Here is a 17117-nt window from a genome sequence, read left to right on the forward strand (position 1 = left end):
GACGACGGGCGTGCTGCGGCAAGGCGGGACATGATCATTCAGCGCCGCAGGGGGATACGGCAGGGCAGGCTCCGGGCGGAGGAGCCGCGGGCGCCGTGCCCGCCTGTTCTCTCCGTCTTGAGGGTGAACCTAGACGCTCCCGCTTGCCCCACCATAAAGACAGTCAGCGCAATTTTATCGATCGCCATCATTTGCATTTTCCGCTGCCTCTAGCGGTCGGCGCCATGGTGTCGCGGGCTTGCTGCCGGGCAATATCTACGCCCGGCGCATGACAGTTTCGGTCAAGCTTGTCTCGGTAGTGTCCCCCTACATGCCGGTGGAAAAAGGTTGGCGGCGAAGACAGGACCGCACCCTCCTTCGACGACAGACTTTTCCACCGGTGTGCCCATATTCCCTCCCGCATGAGGCGGGGGTGTCGCACATGGGACTTCGGCGTTGCGCCGGATCCGTGCGGAGCATGGCCGCTCCACTGGGGCGGCACCATCGTGCCGTGGCGCCGGCGTGTCTTCCGGGAGCGAAGCACGCGGCGCACGGTGTTTGCGATCATCCGCCGCCATGCTTCGCCGGTCACGGCTGACAGCAGGCCGGCGATCCGGGGAACAGTTCATGCCGATACTCTCCATCGCCATACCGCTCGAACACGGCGAGGATCCTGCCAGCGAGATCGTGCCGCTGCTCAAGGATGCGGCCGCCGATATCGAGGTGCTCGTCGGCGCCATGGCCGGCGTGGACTTCCCCGCCCCGCTTGCGGCGCTTGCCGCCGAAGACGCAAGGGTCAAGCTCATCACCACAGACGCCGCCCATCGTCGCATGCTCTGGCACGCGACGCTGTCGGCAACGAGCGGCGAATGGATTTGCCTGATCCGGCCGGGCGATGCGATCGAACCCGATCTGCATGTGATGGTTTCCTATCTCAAGGCCTCCCATCCCCAGGTCGATGCGCTGGGCTGGAACGCCTTCCAGATCGATCCGGATGCAAAACCCGGCAAAACCAATTCCGTCGCCATTCCCGCGGCCTACCAGATCAACAGCTTCGACAAGACCGCCATGCTGAAGGCGTTCTTCCATTGGGAAAACAGCCTCAACGTTCCCAAGATGCCTTTCGGCCTCTACCACGGCGCGGTCCGTCGTTCGCTCCTCGAGGGCATCCTTGCCATTCCGACGACGGACGCGTGGCAGACACCTGTTCCGCAATATGAATGGGCAGCCAAGGCCCTGCTTTTTGCGGAGGAGCTTGCCTTCTGCGCGCGCCCGCTTTCGGCGATCAATGCCGTGCGCTACCAACCGGTAGAGCCGGAAGCGTCCGAATATTTCCTTTTCCACTCCGGTCTCGGCATTACAGGCGCCGTCGCAGAAGTGCAGTTCCATGTCCTCAGGGAACTCAGCAGCCCCTGGCAGGTCGGGGAGGCCTTCGTGCGGGCCTGCATGATCGATTGCATCATGGAAACGGATCGGCAGCGCTTCGTTGCCAAAGGCAATGCCTATTTCGCCTCGCTGGAGCGGTTCAATGGCGGCGCCCTCGCCCATCTCTTCCGGCCTGATTTCCGTGGGGAACAGGCGCCGGACCTCAGCCGTGGCCTCAAGGACAAGATCCTGTTTGTCGATCGCTTTCTGGGCGGCGCGCAGACGGCTCCCGCTTTCTTCCGCGTGGCGCGTGCCATGATGGCGCCCGTCGGCCTCATCTGCGGCGGCGTTACGGACGCGGCCTGACGAAGGACGATGGTGCCAGGCTTGCGCATCGACAGGGCGATTTGTCGATGCGCCTCAGGCGAAACCCGCAGGGGCTCGCGCAAACCGCCGCGGATAGGGCAAGATCCGCGGCGGTTTTTTCATTTTGATGACGCGACTGTCAGAGAGTTGCAAGGCCCGGATCCTCGGGAAAGCAGGCGCGGAAATGGGCAAGGCTGCCCTTGCTTTCCCCTCCTCCTCTCGCCCAGGGTTTGGCAGCGGCCAGTTCCGGCCAGGCGCTGCGGCGCGCGCCCTGCGTGGAGAGAAACCATTCGGCGGGGCTGGCGCCCAGCAGCGCCGCGAAGTCGATGACCTCGGGCCTATCCGCCAGCACCGCATCGTAAAGAGAAGCAAAGGCCGTTGCCGATCGTTGCGCGGTACGCGTCTCGGCCATGGCCTGCATGGCGGCGCTGCCGATCGGCGGCAGGGCTTCGGGGTGATCGAGCGCCCAGGCCAGACGGCGCGCGGCCGCTTCGATATCGGGCTCGACGAAGCCGGTGATGCCGTGCTCAACAATCGCCTGTTCGCAGGGATTGGCAAGAACGATCGGCACCACGCCGAGCGACATGGCCTCCACCAGCGCGTTTTCCGCCGTGCCGTAGTGCCGGGGATCAAGCAGGTAAAAGAAGATGCCCAGCCGCTCCAGCGCCGCCCGCGGGTCCGGCGTGTGACCGGCCAGCTGTACACGTCCCGGATGGCGCATGGCGGCCTGCGCGAGGGGCACTGGTCCATCGGGCGCCACACCGCCATGGAACGTGACGGCAAATGCGCCGGCCCTGGGCGATGCGGCATCAATCGCGTCGAAGATGCGGCTGTGCATCTTGGCGAAGTCGACCGTGCCGAGATAGCCGACGGCGCGCGGGTTGCGGGCGACCGCAGGCGTTCGGTCTTGTGGCAGGGCAAAGCCGAAGCCGGAGCCGATGGCCCGTCGGCGGAGCGTTTCACCCTCCGGCAGGGAACACGGCGACGTCGCGATAAAGGCGCTGCCGGCGTCCGTCAGGCCTTCCGGCAGGAAGGGCGCGAAGAGGCCAGAAATATGGGACCAGAAGATGAACCGTGCCGCCGGCAGCCCTGCTGCGCACAGGGCCGCATAGAGCCGGGGATGGTTCCACCATTCGACCTGGACGATATCGGCATCGGCAGCGCGGCGCGCGAGTTCGGCCATGTCCGCGACGACGTCGGCGGTCGCGCCGGCGGCCACGATGGCGTGCGCGAAGCGACGGTCGCGCGGTTCTTCGAGAAGGGCGAAGTGGCGGCGGATATCGCTGCGGTCACAGGCGGTGACCTCGGCATGGGCCTTGCCGACCCCCCCGCCGAGATGCGCCGCGATGTGAAGGATCTTCATTCGGCCGCGATGGGCGCCGGAATGCGGGTGCCGCCGGGCGCCCGGACGGAGGGGTCGAGCTTGACCATCTGCTTGAACTTCTCAAGCAGCATCGGGCGGTGGGCGTCGATGCTATCCGGCAGGCAGTGCGTCAGCTGGCCGCAATTGCCGCAGGTCTGGTTCTCACAGCGGCGTCCTTCCAGATGCTGGAGGCGCAGCGCATTCATCTTGTCCGAGTTCCAGATCTCCTGCATCGACTGGATGCGGGCATCGCCGATGATCAGCTTGCGGCCCCAGTCGAGGAAGCAGGAGGAGACGAGGCCGTCGGCATTCACGGAGCATCCGTAGAAGATGTAGGGGCAGGTATCGGTCGAGCCGATTTCCTGCTGGTAGATGCCCTTGGTGATCTTCACGCCAGTGTGCTTTTCGATGTCGAATTCCGGCCAGCAGGGGGCGAAATTTTCGATGAAGATGCGGTCGCAATAATCGCCGAACGTATCGAAGAATTCCTGCTTCTGGTCTTCCGTGATGAGTTCACCGGGAATCTTGATCGAGATTTCGGTATTGCCCTTGTTCTCGTAGATCCACTTCACGTTTTCGATGAACTTCGGGAAGTCGAACTTGAAGCCCGTGAACTGCATGTACTGCTCGACGGTCATGCCATCGACCGAGATGTTGATCTTGTCGATGCCGGCTTCGAGCACCGGGCCGATGCGGTCGGGCGTCAGGAAGGTCCCGTTGGTCGTCGTGTCGATATATTCGATATAGTCCTTCGACTTGGCGTAGCGCACCATGTCGGCAAAGCGCTTGTTGAGGAAGGGTTCGCCATCCTTGTAGAGGCGCAGCACCTTGATCGGCTTTTCGAAGGCGCCGAGATCGTCGATCACCTTGGTGAAGACATCGTACTTCATGGCGCCCTGATAGCGGCCAGTCTCCGCAATCATGTCGCGATGGCCGGTGGGGCAGAAGGTGCATTTGAAATTGCAGGAACTGGCGGGATCGACGAACACGATGAACGGCGTGTCGAGCGGAATGACCGTCTCAAGCGCCGTGCGGTCTTCCAGATTGATGCGCGGCTTCAGCTGGGCTTTCATCAGAGGTCTCCCGCACGCGTTCCGGTGCGATGGCATTGCAGACACCAACGACGGCGGCAGGATCGGAAGGGTGAATGGCCGCCGTGCCGAATTCCAGCAGGTCGCGCCTGCCAACTTCGTCGGCGATCCCTTCGACGAGCGCACGGATCGTTGTCGGCCGACCTGAACAGATGTTGATTGCGCCAGGCTGACCAGTTCTCACCACGTCGGCGATCATCGCCCCGGCTATTGCGACGTCGAGGAAGTCCCGGATCTGCGTTCCGGCCGAAAGTTTGGCCGTTTCGCCTGCTGCGAGCCTGCCTCTGACATAGGGCACCAACCGTGCTGGATGTTCGCCCTCCCCGAAGAGATAGAAAAGGCGGCACCAGGAAAAGCGGGTGTCCTGTTTCGCCAGATACTGTCCCAGCATATGGTAAACAGAAAGTTTAGATGCGGCATACAGGGTCTGGGGGGCGAGCGGGGACTCCACCGTCAGATGGTCGGACGGCAGACGGTATTCGAAGCAGGTGCCGACGCCGATGACATGCCCGACACCGGCCGCCACGGCCGCGCGCGCAAGGCGCAGCGAGCCTTCGACGCAGGCAAGGTTTTCCGGCGAATCGAGATATTTGCCGGGCTCGACGTACCAGGCGACATGGATGACCGCGTCTTTCCCGGTGAGGTGCCCGGCCAACCACTCCTCGCTTTCGCGAAACATGTCGGCGGAGACAATGATTGCGACCTTGTCCGCGAGCGTTCCGAGCTTCCCCTCGGAGCCCGGCCTGCAGATGGCCGTGACGGTGTGGTCATTGGCCAGCAGCGCCTTGACCACCTGGCGACCGACGAAACCCGTCGCGCCTGTGACGAGAACATGGGTCATGACAAGGTCCGGGAAAGCTCGAAGGGATTAGGTGCGAAAAGCGTGGCGCGCATGGTCAGGTCGCGAATCGGTTTGATGATCGACAACCGCAAGCCTTAAGCATCCGCCGGCGCACTGTCACATGATTTTGGCTTGCGGCATCACGGCGATGCCTTGCCTGGTAAGACGATACTGACGCAAGGACGCCCCGTCACCAGGACGCGGCACAGACGGAACCGGACATGACACGCGCCCAGCCGACCAAAACCGAGACGCCGGCCGCAAGCCTCAACGACGTCGCTGCCCATGCGCACCCAGAACGGCATTTTGCCGGCCTGCCCGATGCGGCGACGGCGCGCGCCCTGCTGGAGACTATCGCTGCGCAGACGCCGACTTTTGCGCCCGAGAGGGCAGACCGGCCTGTGGTGCTCTACGGCGCCGGCAATCTTGGCCGTTTGGCACGTGATCACCTGCGCCTCGTCGGGCTCGATTTCACGCTGGTCGTGGACCGCAATGCCGACACCCTCAAGGACGACCCGGCCTGGCAGGGCGTGACGCTGATGACGCCGGACGCGGTGCCGGACAGCATCAAGGCCACGGCACTGCTGGCCGTCAGCATTTCCACCGTGCCCTTCGTGCCGCTGGAAGCGCAGCTGATGGCCGATGGCTGGCACCGCGTGGTGCCCTTCTACGACCTTGCCGAAACCTTCCGCGACCGGCATCCTCTCTCGAACGGCTGGTTCGCAGGTGCATTTTCCGACGACGACCTCCATGCCATGACCGCCGTCCTCGATGGCTGGGACGACGATATCTCGCGTGCCCATCACCTGCAGTTCATCGCCTGGCGGCGGCTGAGGGCGGAATGGAGCTTTGCGGGCGCGCCGATGCCGTCCTGCGCACGCTTCTTCATCCCGGAGGTGCGCACGGCCCTGGATCCCGCAAAAACCTTCCTCGACCTCGGCGCCCATCATGGCAGCGTGGTCGAAGCTTATCTGGACGCCATCGGCGCCGACGGCAATACGATACGACCCTTCGGCGGCATCCTCGCGGTCGAGCCGGATGCGGCGAACCGGGCGGCGCTTCTGACACTTGTCTCGCGCCTGCCCTCACACATCGCTGAGCGCATCATCATCGAAAACGACCCGGTAGATGCCATGCCCGGCCGCCGGCGCTTCCACTCCGGCCTCGGCTATGCCTCGCAGCTCTCCGAGACTGGCAGCGAGATCATCCGGACAACCACGATCGATGCGCTCGCAGCCAACCTGCCGGCCGCCCCCGGCTTCATCAAGCTGCATCTCGAAGGCGCCGAACGCGACGCGCTTCTCGGCGGCCTCGCCACCATCCGCCAGCACCGCCCCATTATTGCGGTCACCGTCTATCACGACGCGGACGGCCTTTATCGCACGGCGAAGGTGATGATGGAGACGCTGGACGGATACCGCTTCCTGTTTCGCCTGCATGGCTGGTGCGGCACGGGAGCGGTGGTGTATGCGCTTCCTATGGAAAGGTCTTCCCGTTCATGACCAAATTTGTCTCAGACGATGGCCTGATCTTCGATCTCGGCATGAACAATGGCGATGATAGCGCGTTTTATCTCGAGCGAGGGCTGCGTGTGGTCGCACTCGAGGCCAACCCTTCGCTCTGCGAACGAGCTGCAGGTCGATTCGCCGACGCCGCGCGAACAGGACGGTTGACAATCATCAATGCGGCCATTTGGGAAAGCTCCGGCGAGCAAACCTTCTACATCAATCTCGAAAACGATCACTGGAGCAGTCTCGATATCGGCTGGGCAAGCCGGAATGGCAGTGCCTGCAAGGCTGTTCAGGTTCAATGCCTGACCTTGCCGCAACTGTTCAGCAGCCACGGCGTCCCCTTCACATTGAAAATCGACGTCGAAGGGGTTGATCACATGGTTCTCGGCCAGTTGCACGGACTGCCGCTGCTGCCCCGTTTCGTGAGCGTGGAGGATTGCCGCTTCGGATATGAATATTTGGAAAGCCTCGCGCGTTGCGGCTATGACGGCTTCAAGCTTTTCGACCAATCGACCGTGGAGGGGCGGATCGATTCCATAACTGGCCACCGTTTCCCGCAGGGGTCATCCGGTCCGCTCGGCCCCGATATCGAGGGAGATTGGCTCTCCTACGACGCGGTTGTCGATGTTTATAGCCGAACGGTCCGTGACCGGACCGGCAACAGGCTAGCTCCGCGGACCCAATGGTGGGACATCCACTGCACGAAGATCTCATAAAAGGTAAATCGCACCATGACTGAAGAACAGAAATTTGCGGAATTCGTGCGTGGCAACATCGAGCGTTCGGCAGCCGATGCAGGTTTCCAAGGTCTGTCGCAGGTCTGGATCCGCGAATGTATCCGGCACAATTACGCGCAAAACTTCACCTGGCTGGGGCGACCGATTATTCAAGTGCCGCAGGATACCTACGCCATCCAGGAACTTGTCTGGGCCTGCCGCCCGGATCTCGTTATCGAGACCGGCATCGCCCACGGCGGCTCGCTGATCATGAGCGCCTCAATGCTGGCCATGCTCGACTACTGCGATGCAGCTGCAGCCGGCACGACGCTGGACCCCCGTGCCAGCCGCCGCAAAGTCGTGGGCATCGATATCGACATTCGTGCCCATAACCGTGCCGGAATCGAGAGCCATCCTCTTTCTCACAAGATCACACTATTGCAGGGCTCCTCCGTTGCGCCGGAGATCGTTGACCAAGTGAAGGCGATAGCCAAGGGCTACGACCGCGTCATGTTGTTCCTTGATTCCAACCATACGCACGAACATGTGCTGGCGGAGCTGGAAGCCTATGCACCGCTTACGACCAAGGGATCCTATTGCGTTGTCTGGGACACGGGCGTCGAAGACTTGCCGAACGAAATGTGCGCAAACCGCCCTTGGGGGAAGGGTGACAATCCGAAGACGGCGGTCTGGGAATACATGAAGCGCCTGTCGGACGAGGGACGCGAGGCGGCAGACGGGGAGCGGCTCACCTTCGAATATGACCACACGATCGAGCATAAGATCGCCATCACCGCCTCGCCGGACGGATTCCTGCGAAGGGTCTAACAGTCAAACGGCGAGAGGCGGGGCGTCTTTCCGACGATGCGTTGTCTCCCGAGCAGGCGAGACCGGCGCACCGGAATTCCTTCGTATCTGCTTCTTGATTGCATTTCTGCAGATCGCGGCGATTTCCCTGCTTTCGTGCGCCCTGAAGGCGCACGCCTCCATACATTACCGAAGGCCGAATGTATGAAGTCCAAACGAAATAGAGCGCGATCTGATTGGACGAGATCGCGCTCTAAATCTCTTATGTTGAGGCAGAATCAGATCGATCCCCGTCACTCGCGCCCAATTATGTCCTCGCGCGCTAAAGGCGTTGGCTTTCTCGCGAGGACATCAAACCGCTCGCGTGAAGAACCACATGCGTCGCCTGCCTGAGCGGAGCAAAGCCTTCGAGTCCTCTCACATGGTCGCCCCTTCGCTTGAATCAGAGGCACTGGGCAGCCTCATGCGAACTGCCGAAGTGACGAGCTGTGCTGGTCGGAAGGGAGCGCGAGATTAAGGACATTGGTGTAATCAACGCCAAAGCGATCCGCGAGATCACGCCAATAATCATCCCTAGCAAAAATCTCCAGAGCTCGTGCCGCGTGTTGGGAGGCCAAGACGTGCTCTTCACGCGCAGCATAGCACCGCGATAGATACAGCTGCCCGAATGCATGGTCCGGATATTTGTCGCACACGTTCTTCATGTAGTGGATCGCAACGTCGTAACGTCCAATCCGCATATTGTAATTCTCTATAAAGTTCACGCGCAGTTGCGTTTCATAGGCATAGGCCTCCAGCTTTTTCGGGTCCTGGCCGGGAACATTGAGGACCGTCTTCGTCGCAACGAAGTCATCATTGTCCGTCGACTGGATATAGCCGTTTTCAACGCAAATCTCGTAGAGCCTGCTCCCGAAAATCGGGATGGCGAGATAGACGTGAATCCAGTCAAAGCCGTTCTCCAAGAGCATTTCGAGCGTCTCCTGCCGGTGTTCATCCTCTTCACCGGGAAGCCCCGCAACGATGAAGACATGGCTTCGGACATCGAATTTCCGCAACGCCTCCACCGCAGGGCGAATGAGTTTCTTTTTCAACGGCTTCTTGATGATGTTGTTCAGGACGTGGTCCGACCCCGACTCAACGGCCAAGGCTACGGCTGACACGCCCGCCTTCGAGAACAACTCCGCGACCTCTTCATCAATCGCATAAACGGCGACACCGTTCGGGAATTCCAATCGAATATTCAGGTCGGCAAGGGCGGCGAGCAGCCTCTTGGCGCGCTCCTTGTCCTGAAAGAAATGGTCGTCTTCAACCATGAGAACGGTCATGCCGAATTCGTCACGCATGCGTCGAACGTCTTCCACGACACGCTCGATCGACATGAAGCGGACAGTGCGACCATGCAGTGACGGATTTGAGCAAAAGACGCACAGGAACGGGCAACCACGCGACGTGTGGATCGCCATTTCCCTACGCTGCTCGTTGGCATATCGTTTATCGATGCTGCGGCTGTTGTAGTTGTTGAGATCAAGTATGCTGTAGTTGAGCTGGGGGATGTCATCGAGATTATCGATGAAGTCGTGTGCGGGCACCTTCCCGCGGGCGACCCCCTCACGGGTAATCCACGCCTTGTGCTCAGACAGAACGATCGCCCGATCAGGCGCATCGATCAGAGCCTTGAGAGGCGATTCACCCTCGCCTTTGCAAATGGCGTCCAGGTCGGGGCATCGCTCCAACATCATCCCGTGGGCAGCAGATGGCAGCCCGCCGCCGGCGATCGTCAGAATGTTGGGATCATATCGCTTGACCGTATTCACCAACGACTGGATATAGCGAAACGAGGTATTGAAGAGCGCCGATACACCGGCAATATCTGGCTGGAACTCCTGCAGAATTTCGCGAATTTCCGCCGAGAATATCTGCTCATGGTCTTCCGCTCGGCCATCTTCGACCAAGGTCTTGAGCGTGATGTTCAGATCGACAACCCGGACATCCACGTCCGTCGTGCAGTTTGCCTTCAGGTAAGTCTCCATCGACAAAATGCCATAGGGAATCGTAAAGGCCGGCAGGACGGCGTTTCGTACTTTCCCAATGTAGTCAGCTGCGTTGAAGTACGGCGGAATTATGAAAAGCAATTTGGTCATGGGCAACCTCCTCAGGGATTTCGGCTTCCACCGTTAAGAGAACCGCGAAATCTGTGTGATGGCGGAACTATCTCCGAAGAGAATATTGCGCATGACTTGCACCAGCCTGTCTATTTTACAGAAATATTTGAGATTTGTGGCACTAAATGGCGCTAGAGCATTTCCGGTGAAAACGGGAGCATCTCAAATGCTCTATCTATTTGCTTTTACGCAGTCCGGACGCAAAACCGCTAACGCAGTTTTGCTGGACGTGCTCTAGTTATATTTCAGTCCGCCGCTGTTGACGATTTGAGACTGGGCGATGACGTTTCACGCTTCGCATGAGGAGACTTCCAAGACCGTTCAGATCCGATGATTTCGAACAGCGCACCAAAGAGGAATTATCCTTGTGCTGTCTATGCCACCTTCTTTTTCGAATTTGTTTTCTTCAGCTCAGCAATCGGGACCATGACTTGACTGACGATGCGATAAAGCTCTGCTGGCGTTTGAACATCTGCGACATTTTCGTCGATATGAAGATTTTTTTCATTCATCCCGAAATACACCAGGCCTGCAGAACGTTCCTTGAATACCGGGTTGAAATATTTCACATATTCCCCCCCCTTCCACAGGCGCAGGCCCCGCAAGTAACCCTCGACGATAAGATCGAAGGCCTGTTGGCTGCCCGATCGATTGCAATCCAAGGCACAGGCGTCGGCAAAATTCGCTTCCCAGCCCTTCGGTCTCTTGATGCCGAACGTTGTGCAAAACCATTCCTGGACCTGACCGACCGCTGCAGCCACGCCGAGAATGCAGCCAAAGGGGAAATTCTTCATATAGGGGTCTTCGTCGATGTTGCGGCCAAGCTCGGCCATCGCATTCGCGTGCCGGCGCTTGAGCTCTTCCGGGTTGCCAACGCCACCCGAATTGCTGGCAAAACAGGCCCCAAGTACGGAAAAAGGTCGCTCGACATAAAAGAAGCGACGCGCATTCACGACGAGCTTGCAGCTCGTCTCGAAATCGACGGTGATGTGACCGAAATGACGCCCGCCAAATCGCCGCTTGTTGGCCTCCATCGCGCGACGCGACACCGCGCCGTGATAGATGGAAAAGGGGCAATTCGGCGTCGCATCATGCACCTTCCAGCCGAAGAACTCCTCAAAGAGGTGCACCCTCGGAACTTCGAAGACCTTGGTTCCAAGTGGAACGGCCACGCTGCATGGCGCGAAGCGATTGTCCGGCCAGTTGAAACTCAACCGACCCCACACGACGACATCGACGTCCTTCTCCTTCGCGCACAGATCACTGATCAGCCCGGCCACGTCCGGATCCACATAATCATCATCGCCGATGACGCAGATGAAGTCGCCGCGGGCGGCTTCCACGCAGCGTTCCCAGTTGCCGCTCATCGGGTGGATGCGGTCGTCCGTCGGCAGGTAGGTGACCCGCGGGTCACCGATGACGTCTTTCATGAAGTCGTTCATGATCGACGGATCGTCGGAATTGTCGGCGAAGACGAAGTGCACGTCGAGGCGCGGGCTCATGACGAGGCTGCGGATCGTTTCCTTGAACGTGTATTGACGGTTGCGCGAGGGAACGCAGATGGTCAGCGTCGGCGTGGCGGTCATGGTCTTCTCCGTTTGCCGCACCCTAGTCGGGGGCGGTTGCGCGAGGCTTGCCCCCGGGTGGCCAACGATGGCGAAGGCGAGCGTGTTTTGCGACGAGGCGGCCCACCGCGGCGCGCGGCGCGGCGCTTCGTCGGCTTTTCATCGGCGGGCGGGCTTGTTATGAGCCGTGCCGTTGGCATGGACGACCGAAAGGCGGCACCCTATGTGAGGGAAGCGCCGTCAGGCGGGCCTGAAGAGTGAGACGAGGCGCATGGGAAAGACGGCTGAGAACTGCCAGACCATGGCGGATATCCGCCTGGAGATCGACCGGATCGATCGGGCGCTGATGGCGCTGTTTGCCGAGCGCTGGGGCTATATCGGTCGCGCCGCCGAGATCAAAGGGCCGCAGGGGCTGAAGGCCGACATCCCCGAGCGCGTCGAGGAGGTGGTCGCCAATGCCGGGCGCAACGCCGTTGCCGCGGGGCTCGAGCCCGAATTCTACCAGGCAATCTGGCGCCAATTGATCGCGCAGTCGATTGCTCATGAGAAGGCCATTCTTGGCGAAAAGGACGAGAACGGCAGCGCGCGGTGATGCCGGTCGGGACGGCCTCTGTGCCACGCCGTCTGACAATTGTCAGAATTTCCTGAAAATAACTTTCAAGCGCCGCCGGAATATGTTTAAGGACAGGACAAATCCGGCGGCTCCGGCCGTTTCCTTCCTGCCCTCCAAGCCAGGCCCTTCCCATGAAGCCGTTCTTCTCCCGCACGCATGATGCCTATCTCTTCGACATGGATGGGACGATCCTCGATTCACTGCCGGTGGTGGAGCGCATCTGGTCGAAACTGGCGGTGACCTATGGCCATGATCCGCTCTACGTGCTCTCGGTGATCCATGGCGTCAGGGCCATCGACAATATCCGTCGCTTCGCGCCCGAGGGGACCGATTGCGAGGCCGTGGCGCGGCAGATGTTCGAGGAAGAGATGGAGGACATGGACGGCATCACGGCGTTGCCGGGTGCGGTCGACTTCCTCTCGTCGCTGCCGTCTGATCGCTGGGCGATCGTCACCTCGGCGGAAATGCCGCTGGCGAAGCGCCGCGTGGAAGCGGCCGGACTGCCGCTGCCGAAGGTCATCATCGGCGCCTCCGACGTCGCCAATGGCAAGCCCTTCCCGGATTGCTTCCAGCTTGGCGCCCAGCGCCTCGGCTTTTCCGCGGCCAATTGCCTGGTGTTCGAAGATGCCCCGGCTGGCATGCGAGCCGGGCTCAGCGCCGGCGCCGACGTCATGCTGATCACGGGTGCGCATCGCGCCCATGTGGAGACGACGGGTCCGAAAATTGCCGACTACCGCGGTGTCGCCATGCTGCCGGCGGACGATGGGCGACTGCAGGTCGTGCGCGTCCCCTGAGGGCCAGCGTCGGCGCCGGCCACAACAGCAATCCGTCGTTTTCGCTTACTTTTCCGACTCGCTCTTCGCCGCCTTCGTGGTCAGCGTGATCTCGATGGTCGGGATAGGCACACTCGCGGCTTCGTCGGACGGCGCGGGCAGGACGGTGGCGACGCGTGGCGCGCGCGGGTCGGTTTCCCAGCCAAGCCGCTGGAAGATAAAGCCCGTGTGCTGGCTATTCGGTTTCAGGTCCATGGTGCTACCCCTTTCGGGCTGCGGTTCGGCAGGGCGCCCCCCTGGCGCTCTGCAAGGATCAGGGATGGCTGGCGCGACCGTCTTATTGCAGCGCCACTCCCTCGAAAGTCTGCGTGATGAAGGCGTGGCCGCTGTCGCGCGGCGAAAGATTGACGACCGGCAGCGGCCAATCGATACCGATGGCCGGGTCGAGGCAGTGCAGCGCAGCCTCGTGCTCGGCGGAGTATGGGGTGGAGACGGCATAGACGAGATGGACGTCTGCCGTCAGCGCCTGGAAGCCATGGGCGAAGCCACGCGGCACCAGCAGCGAACGGCCGTTCTCGGCACTCAGCTCGGTCGCAAAACTCTGAAGAAATGTCGGTGAACCCTTACGGATATCGACTGCAACATCGAGGACGCGGCCGGCCACGCAGGTGACCAGCTTGTGCTCTGCAAAGGGCGGGTTCTGATAGTGCAGGCCGCGTACCGTACCGGGAATACGCGTCAGGCTCTCGTTGATCTGCACAGCCGCGCCGTCCCATCCGAAGGGCGCGAGATCCTCGGCACAGAAGAGGCGCGCAAAGAACCCCCGCTCGTCGCCGATGCGGCGGCGCTCCAGAAGATGGAGACCGTCGATCGGGGTCGGAAGGGGGGAGAAGCGCAGGGACATCAGCCGGCCTTTGCGAACATCCGGCCAGGTGCAGCCCGTTCACCGCTGGCGAAGTCCCTGATATCGCCGAGGCACAGGTCACGGGCGATGCCGCCGGCATCAAGCGCCTTGTACCACTTCATGGTTCGGGCCACCGTTTCGCTGAGGCCCCAGCGGGGACGATAGCCGAGATCGGCCTTGGCGCGGGCGGAGTCAAGCACGAGGTAGCCGGCCTCGTGCGGCCCGTCCATGCCATCGCCAAAGGCCATCTCGCCGCTGCCGAAATGCTTCTGCGCGACCTTGAGCACCGCGCCGACCGAGGCGGATTCGGCATGGTCGGGGCCGAAATTATAGGCCTCTGCCGCACCCGGCGCGCCTGCAAGACGCTCGGCAAGGTCGATATAGCCGCCGAGCGGCTCCAGCACGTGCTGCCAGGGGCGTACGGCGCGCGGCCGGCGCACCTGCAGCACCTCGCCGCGCGTCCAGGCGCGCACGGCATCGGGAATGAGCCGGTCTTCCGCCCAGTCACCGCCACCAATGACGTTGCCGGCGCGGGCCGTTGCGATACCGACGCTGCGGCCGGAGAAGAAGGAGGTGCGGTAGCTCGCCGCGACGATCTCCGCAGCCGCCTTGCTGGCGCTGTAGGGATCGTGCCCGCCGAGCGGATCGCTTTCCATGAAGGCGAGGCCGGATTCGGGATTGTGGTAAACCTTGTCGGTCGTCACCACCACCACGGCCATCAGGTCCGGCAGAAGGCGCAGAGCGTCGAGCAGGTTCACGGTGCCGCTGACATTGACCTCATAGGTGCCGACCGGGTCGCGGTAGGAGGCGCGCACCAGCGCCTGGGCGGCGAGATGGAAGACGATGTCCGGCTTGACCGAAACGACACGGTTGGTGACCGCGACGCGATCGCGAATGTCGATGATATCGTCTCCCTCGGCACCATGGCCGAGCAGGCTGTGGAGGGCCGGCTCGGTGCGCGGTGCAAGCGCAAGGCCATGGACCTCGGCACCCAGCTCTTCCAGCCAGAGCTTCAGCCAGCTGCCCTTAAAGCCGGTGTGCCCGGTCAGCAGCACGCGTTTGCCGCTCCAGAATTCTTCGTTCATCCGATCACCAGCTCTTCCACGGCGGATTGCCGTTCTGCCACAATGTTTCCAATTGGTTCTTGTCTCTCAGCGTATCCATCGGCAGCCAGAAGCCATGATGGATGTAGGCCATCAGTTCGCCCTCGGCGGCGAGGCCCGTGAGGGGCTCGCCCTCGAAGCTCATATTGTCGGCTTCGATGATGCGGTCGATCACCTTCGGCGACAGCACAAAGAAGCCGCCATTGATGAGGCCGCCCTCGCCTTCCGGCTTTTCGATGAAGCCCTGCACCTGGGCGCCATCGAGCTGCAGCGCGCCGTAGCGGGCCGGCGGGCGCACGGCGGTCACGGTCGCCAGCTTGCCGTGGCTGCGGTGGAAGGCGATGGTGGCGCTGACATCGACGCTGCTGACGCCGTCACCATAGGTGAAGCAGAAGGCGTCCTCGTCCTTCAGATAGTCCTTCACGCGCCGCAGGCGCTCGCCCGTCAGCGAGCCCTCGCCGGTGTCCACCAGCGTCACGCGCCAGTTCTCGGCGCTCTGGCGGTGGAAGACCATGCGGTTTTCCGCGAGATCGAACGTGATGTCCGACATGTGCAGGCCGTAATTTGCGAAGTATTCCTTGATCACATAACCCTTGAATCCGCAGCAGATCACGAAATCGCGGATGCCGTGGGAATAATAGATCTTCATGATGTGCCAGAGGATCGGCCGCCCCCCGATCTCCACCATGGGCTTGGGGCGCAGATGCGTTTCCTCGGCCAGTCGCGAGCCGAGGCCGCCGGCCAGAATGACGGCTTTCATGGGCGCCCCCCGCAAAATGCGGCGCGTCCGTCCCGGTGGATGATCGGATCACAAGCCATGGTTCGCCCAGCTATCGTCACTGTTTGAGGGACGATAGCGGGTGAAACTGTTGTCAAACTGGAGCGGTTGGCCCGTTATTTCACCAGAAGCTTACCGAGCTCAGGCCGGATGGAGGCGGGCGAGCGAGCGGGCGGTTTCCCGGGCATAGGTGCTGCGGCGCAGCAGTGCCCGCTCCCAGCGCAGCGCGCTTTCGACGATATCCTCGAGATTGTCGAAGCGCGGCTCCCAGCCAAGGCGGCGGCGCGCGACGGTGGGGTCGGCAACGAGCGCTGCTGGATCGCCGGCACGCCGGCCTTCGTAGCGGATATCGAAACGGCGGCCGTGGACGCGGGTCACGGCGTTGAGGACGTCGAGAACCGAATAGCCCTCGCCGTAGCCGCAATTGGCCACCATCGACTCCCCGCCATCGCGCAGATGGTCGATCGCCTTCAAGTGCGCCTCGACGAGATCGGCGATGTGGATGTAGTCGCGCACGCCGGTGCCGTCATGGGTCGGGTAATCGGTGCCAAATACGCTGACATGGGGAAGGATGCCGAGCGCGGCCTGGCAGGCCGCCTTGATGAGATGGGGGAAATCCGGGGAGGACTGACCGGTGCGGCCCAGCGGATCGGCACCGGCGACATTGAAATAGCGCAGCGCCACGAAATTCAGCCCATAGGCGTAGGCACAGTCGCGCAGGATCAGTTCGCTCATCAACTTGGAGCAGCCATAGGGGCTTTGCGGTGTCAGCGGATCGGTTTCGCGCACCAGATGTCCCGTATCGACAGCGCCATAGACGGCGGCGGTGGACGAGAACACGAAATGCGGGACGCCGGCACGCACGGCGCTCGTGAGCAATGCGCGGGTGCGGCCAGTATTGTTGTCGTAATAGGCGAGCGGGTCGGCGACCGATTCGGGCACGACCTTCGATCCGGCAAAATGCACGATCACATCGATCTCGTGGGCCAGCAGAATGTCGGCGATCAATGCTTCGTCAGCGACATCGCCCTCGTAGAATATCGCAGCCGGCGCGACGGCCCAGCGGTAACCGCTCGACAGATTGTCGACCACCACAACCTCCTCGCCGCGATCGACGAGAGCCCAGACCATGTGACTTCCAATATAGCCTGCGCCGCCTGTGACCAGAACAGCCATGACT

The 17117-nt window shown here is 61.7% G+C and carries 16 protein-coding genes; 6 read left to right on the forward strand and 10 right to left on the reverse strand.

The window, feature by feature from the left end:
- Positions 1–606: 606 nt before the first annotated feature.
- Positions 607–1710: a hypothetical protein gene (locus F3H41_RS09925; RefSeq protein ID WP_149738514.1), complete on the forward strand. Its 1104-nt coding sequence runs from the start codon at positions 607–609 to the stop codon at positions 1708–1710.
- A 139-nt stretch (positions 1711–1849) separates the two neighbouring features.
- On the opposite strand, the gene F3H41_RS09930 is transcribed toward F3H41_RS09925, so the two are convergent.
- From F3H41_RS09930 to F3H41_RS09940, 3 genes are read right to left on the reverse strand one after another with little or no spacing between them, the layout of a single operon-like run.
- The gene (locus tag F3H41_RS09930) at positions 1850–3073 is read right to left on the reverse strand and encodes a glycosyltransferase (RefSeq protein ID WP_149738515.1); all 1224 of its coding nucleotides are present in this window, start codon (positions 3071–3073) and stop codon (positions 1850–1852) included.
- Positions 3070–4146, reverse strand: coding sequence for a radical SAM/SPASM domain-containing protein (locus tag F3H41_RS09935; protein WP_149738516.1), 1077 nt, complete (start codon positions 4144–4146; stop codon positions 3070–3072). The genes F3H41_RS09930 and F3H41_RS09935 overlap by 4 nt, the downstream gene beginning before the upstream one ends.
- Complete coding sequence (locus tag F3H41_RS09940) at positions 4094–5005, reverse strand: NAD(P)-dependent oxidoreductase (protein ID WP_149738517.1); 912 nt, start codon at positions 5003–5005, stop codon at positions 4094–4096. The genes F3H41_RS09935 and F3H41_RS09940 overlap by 53 nt, the downstream gene beginning before the upstream one ends.
- Before the next feature lie 221 nt (positions 5006–5226).
- Here F3H41_RS09940 and F3H41_RS09945 point away from each other — a divergent pair, with 221 nt between their 5' ends.
- Genes F3H41_RS09945 through F3H41_RS09955 form a run of 3 tightly spaced genes read left to right on the forward strand, consistent with a single transcriptional unit; the run spans position 5227 to position 8060 of the window.
- Positions 5227–6507 carry an FkbM family methyltransferase gene (locus F3H41_RS09945; protein ID WP_149738518.1) on the forward strand — a complete coding sequence of 427 codons (1281 nt, stop codon included), beginning with the start codon at positions 5227–5229 and terminating at the stop codon, positions 6505–6507.
- Entirely contained in the window at positions 6504–7232 is a 729-nt protein-coding gene (locus F3H41_RS09950; protein WP_149738519.1) for an FkbM family methyltransferase, read from the forward strand. The genes F3H41_RS09945 and F3H41_RS09950 overlap by 4 nt, the downstream gene beginning before the upstream one ends.
- A 15-nt stretch (positions 7233–7247) precedes the next feature.
- Positions 7248–8060 (forward strand): cephalosporin hydroxylase family protein, encoded by an 813-nt coding sequence (locus F3H41_RS09955; RefSeq protein WP_149738520.1) that lies wholly within the window; start codon positions 7248–7250, stop codon positions 8058–8060.
- Between the two features lie 440 nt (positions 8061–8500).
- On the opposite strand, the gene F3H41_RS09960 is transcribed toward F3H41_RS09955, so the two are convergent.
- The gene (locus tag F3H41_RS09960; protein WP_149738521.1) at positions 8501–10180 is read right to left on the reverse strand and encodes a radical SAM protein; all 1680 of its coding nucleotides are present in this window, start codon (positions 10178–10180) and stop codon (positions 8501–8503) included.
- A 395-nt stretch (positions 10181–10575) separates the two neighbouring features.
- The gene (locus tag F3H41_RS09965; protein WP_149738522.1) at positions 10576–11787 is read right to left on the reverse strand and encodes a glycosyltransferase; all 1212 of its coding nucleotides are present in this window, start codon (positions 11785–11787) and stop codon (positions 10576–10578) included.
- A gap of 250 nt (positions 11788–12037) precedes the next feature.
- Here F3H41_RS09965 and F3H41_RS09970 point away from each other — a divergent pair, with 250 nt between their 5' ends.
- Entirely contained in the window at positions 12038–12358 is a 321-nt protein-coding gene (locus tag F3H41_RS09970) for a chorismate mutase family protein (RefSeq protein WP_149738523.1), read from the forward strand.
- A gap of 152 nt (positions 12359–12510) precedes the next feature.
- The gene (locus F3H41_RS09975; protein WP_149738524.1) at positions 12511–13173 is read left to right on the forward strand and encodes an HAD-IA family hydrolase; all 663 of its coding nucleotides are present in this window, start codon (positions 12511–12513) and stop codon (positions 13171–13173) included.
- Positions 13174–13218: 45 nt separating this feature from the next.
- On the opposite strand, the gene F3H41_RS09980 is transcribed toward F3H41_RS09975, so the two are convergent.
- The 5 genes from F3H41_RS09980 to galE form a co-directional block, all read right to left on the reverse strand.
- Positions 13219–13407 carry a hypothetical protein gene (locus F3H41_RS09980; RefSeq protein WP_149738525.1) on the reverse strand — a complete coding sequence of 63 codons (189 nt, stop codon included), beginning with the start codon at positions 13405–13407 and terminating at the stop codon, positions 13219–13221.
- A gap of 82 nt (positions 13408–13489) precedes the next feature.
- Entirely contained in the window at positions 13490–14056 is a 567-nt protein-coding gene (locus F3H41_RS09985) for a dTDP-4-dehydrorhamnose 3,5-epimerase family protein (protein ID WP_149738526.1), read from the reverse strand.
- The gene (rfbG, locus tag F3H41_RS09990; RefSeq protein ID WP_149738527.1) at positions 14056–15141 is read right to left on the reverse strand and encodes a CDP-glucose 4,6-dehydratase; all 1086 of its coding nucleotides are present in this window, start codon (positions 15139–15141) and stop codon (positions 14056–14058) included. The genes F3H41_RS09985 and rfbG overlap by 1 nt, the downstream gene beginning before the upstream one ends.
- 4 nt (positions 15142–15145) lie before the next feature.
- Entirely contained in the window at positions 15146–15919 is a 774-nt protein-coding gene (rfbF, locus tag F3H41_RS09995) for a glucose-1-phosphate cytidylyltransferase (protein ID WP_149738528.1), read from the reverse strand.
- Between the two features lie 159 nt (positions 15920–16078).
- On the reverse strand, positions 16079–17113 hold the full coding sequence (galE, locus tag F3H41_RS10000) for a UDP-glucose 4-epimerase GalE (protein ID WP_149738529.1): 1035 nt from the start codon (positions 17111–17113) through the stop codon (positions 16079–16081).
- Between the last annotated feature and the right edge of the window lie 4 nt (positions 17114–17117).

Source organism: Rhizobium sp. RU20A (assembly GCF_900155885.1).
Classification (GTDB): domain Bacteria; phylum Pseudomonadota; class Alphaproteobacteria; order Rhizobiales; family Rhizobiaceae; genus RU20A.

What these genes read in the sequence shown, in the direction of transcription:
- F3H41_RS09985 (WP_149738526.1), bottom strand. Translation starts at nt 14,056, where the DNA reads ATGTCCCTGCGCTTCTCCCCCCTTCCGACCCCGATCGACGGTCTCCAT.
- F3H41_RS09930 (WP_149738515.1), bottom strand. Translation starts at nt 3,073, where the DNA reads ATGAAGATCCTTCACATCGCGGCGCATCTCGGCGGGGGGGTCGGCAAG.
- F3H41_RS09925 (WP_149738514.1), top strand. Translation starts at nt 607, where the DNA reads ATGCCGATACTCTCCATCGCCATACCGCTCGAACACGGCGAGGATCCT.
- F3H41_RS09970 (WP_149738523.1), top strand. Translation starts at nt 12,038, where the DNA reads ATGGGAAAGACGGCTGAGAACTGCCAGACCATGGCGGATATCCGCCTG.
- F3H41_RS09975 (WP_149738524.1), top strand. Translation starts at nt 12,511, where the DNA reads ATGAAGCCGTTCTTCTCCCGCACGCATGATGCCTATCTCTTCGACATG.
- F3H41_RS09965 (WP_149738522.1), bottom strand. Translation starts at nt 11,787, where the DNA reads ATGACCGCCACGCCGACGCTGACCATCTGCGTTCCCTCGCGCAACCGT.
- rfbG (WP_149738527.1), bottom strand. Translation starts at nt 15,141, where the DNA reads ATGAACGAAGAATTCTGGAGCGGCAAACGCGTGCTGCTGACCGGGCAC.
- galE (WP_149738529.1), bottom strand. Translation starts at nt 17,113, where the DNA reads ATGGCTGTTCTGGTCACAGGCGGCGCAGGCTATATTGGAAGTCACATG.
- F3H41_RS09980 (WP_149738525.1), bottom strand. Translation starts at nt 13,407, where the DNA reads ATGGACCTGAAACCGAATAGCCAGCACACGGGCTTTATCTTCCAGCGG.
- F3H41_RS09955 (WP_149738520.1), top strand. Translation starts at nt 7,248, where the DNA reads ATGACTGAAGAACAGAAATTTGCGGAATTCGTGCGTGGCAACATCGAG.
- F3H41_RS09945 (WP_149738518.1), top strand. Translation starts at nt 5,227, where the DNA reads ATGACACGCGCCCAGCCGACCAAAACCGAGACGCCGGCCGCAAGCCTC.
- F3H41_RS09940 (WP_149738517.1), bottom strand. Translation starts at nt 5,005, where the DNA reads ATGACCCATGTTCTCGTCACAGGCGCGACGGGTTTCGTCGGTCGCCAG.
- F3H41_RS09960 (WP_149738521.1), bottom strand. Translation starts at nt 10,180, where the DNA reads ATGACCAAATTGCTTTTCATAATTCCGCCGTACTTCAACGCAGCTGAC.
- F3H41_RS09950 (WP_149738519.1), top strand. Translation starts at nt 6,504, where the DNA reads ATGACCAAATTTGTCTCAGACGATGGCCTGATCTTCGATCTCGGCATG.
- F3H41_RS09935 (WP_149738516.1), bottom strand. Translation starts at nt 4,146, where the DNA reads ATGAAAGCCCAGCTGAAGCCGCGCATCAATCTGGAAGACCGCACGGCG.
- rfbF (WP_149738528.1), bottom strand. Translation starts at nt 15,919, where the DNA reads ATGAAAGCCGTCATTCTGGCCGGCGGCCTCGGCTCGCGACTGGCCGAG.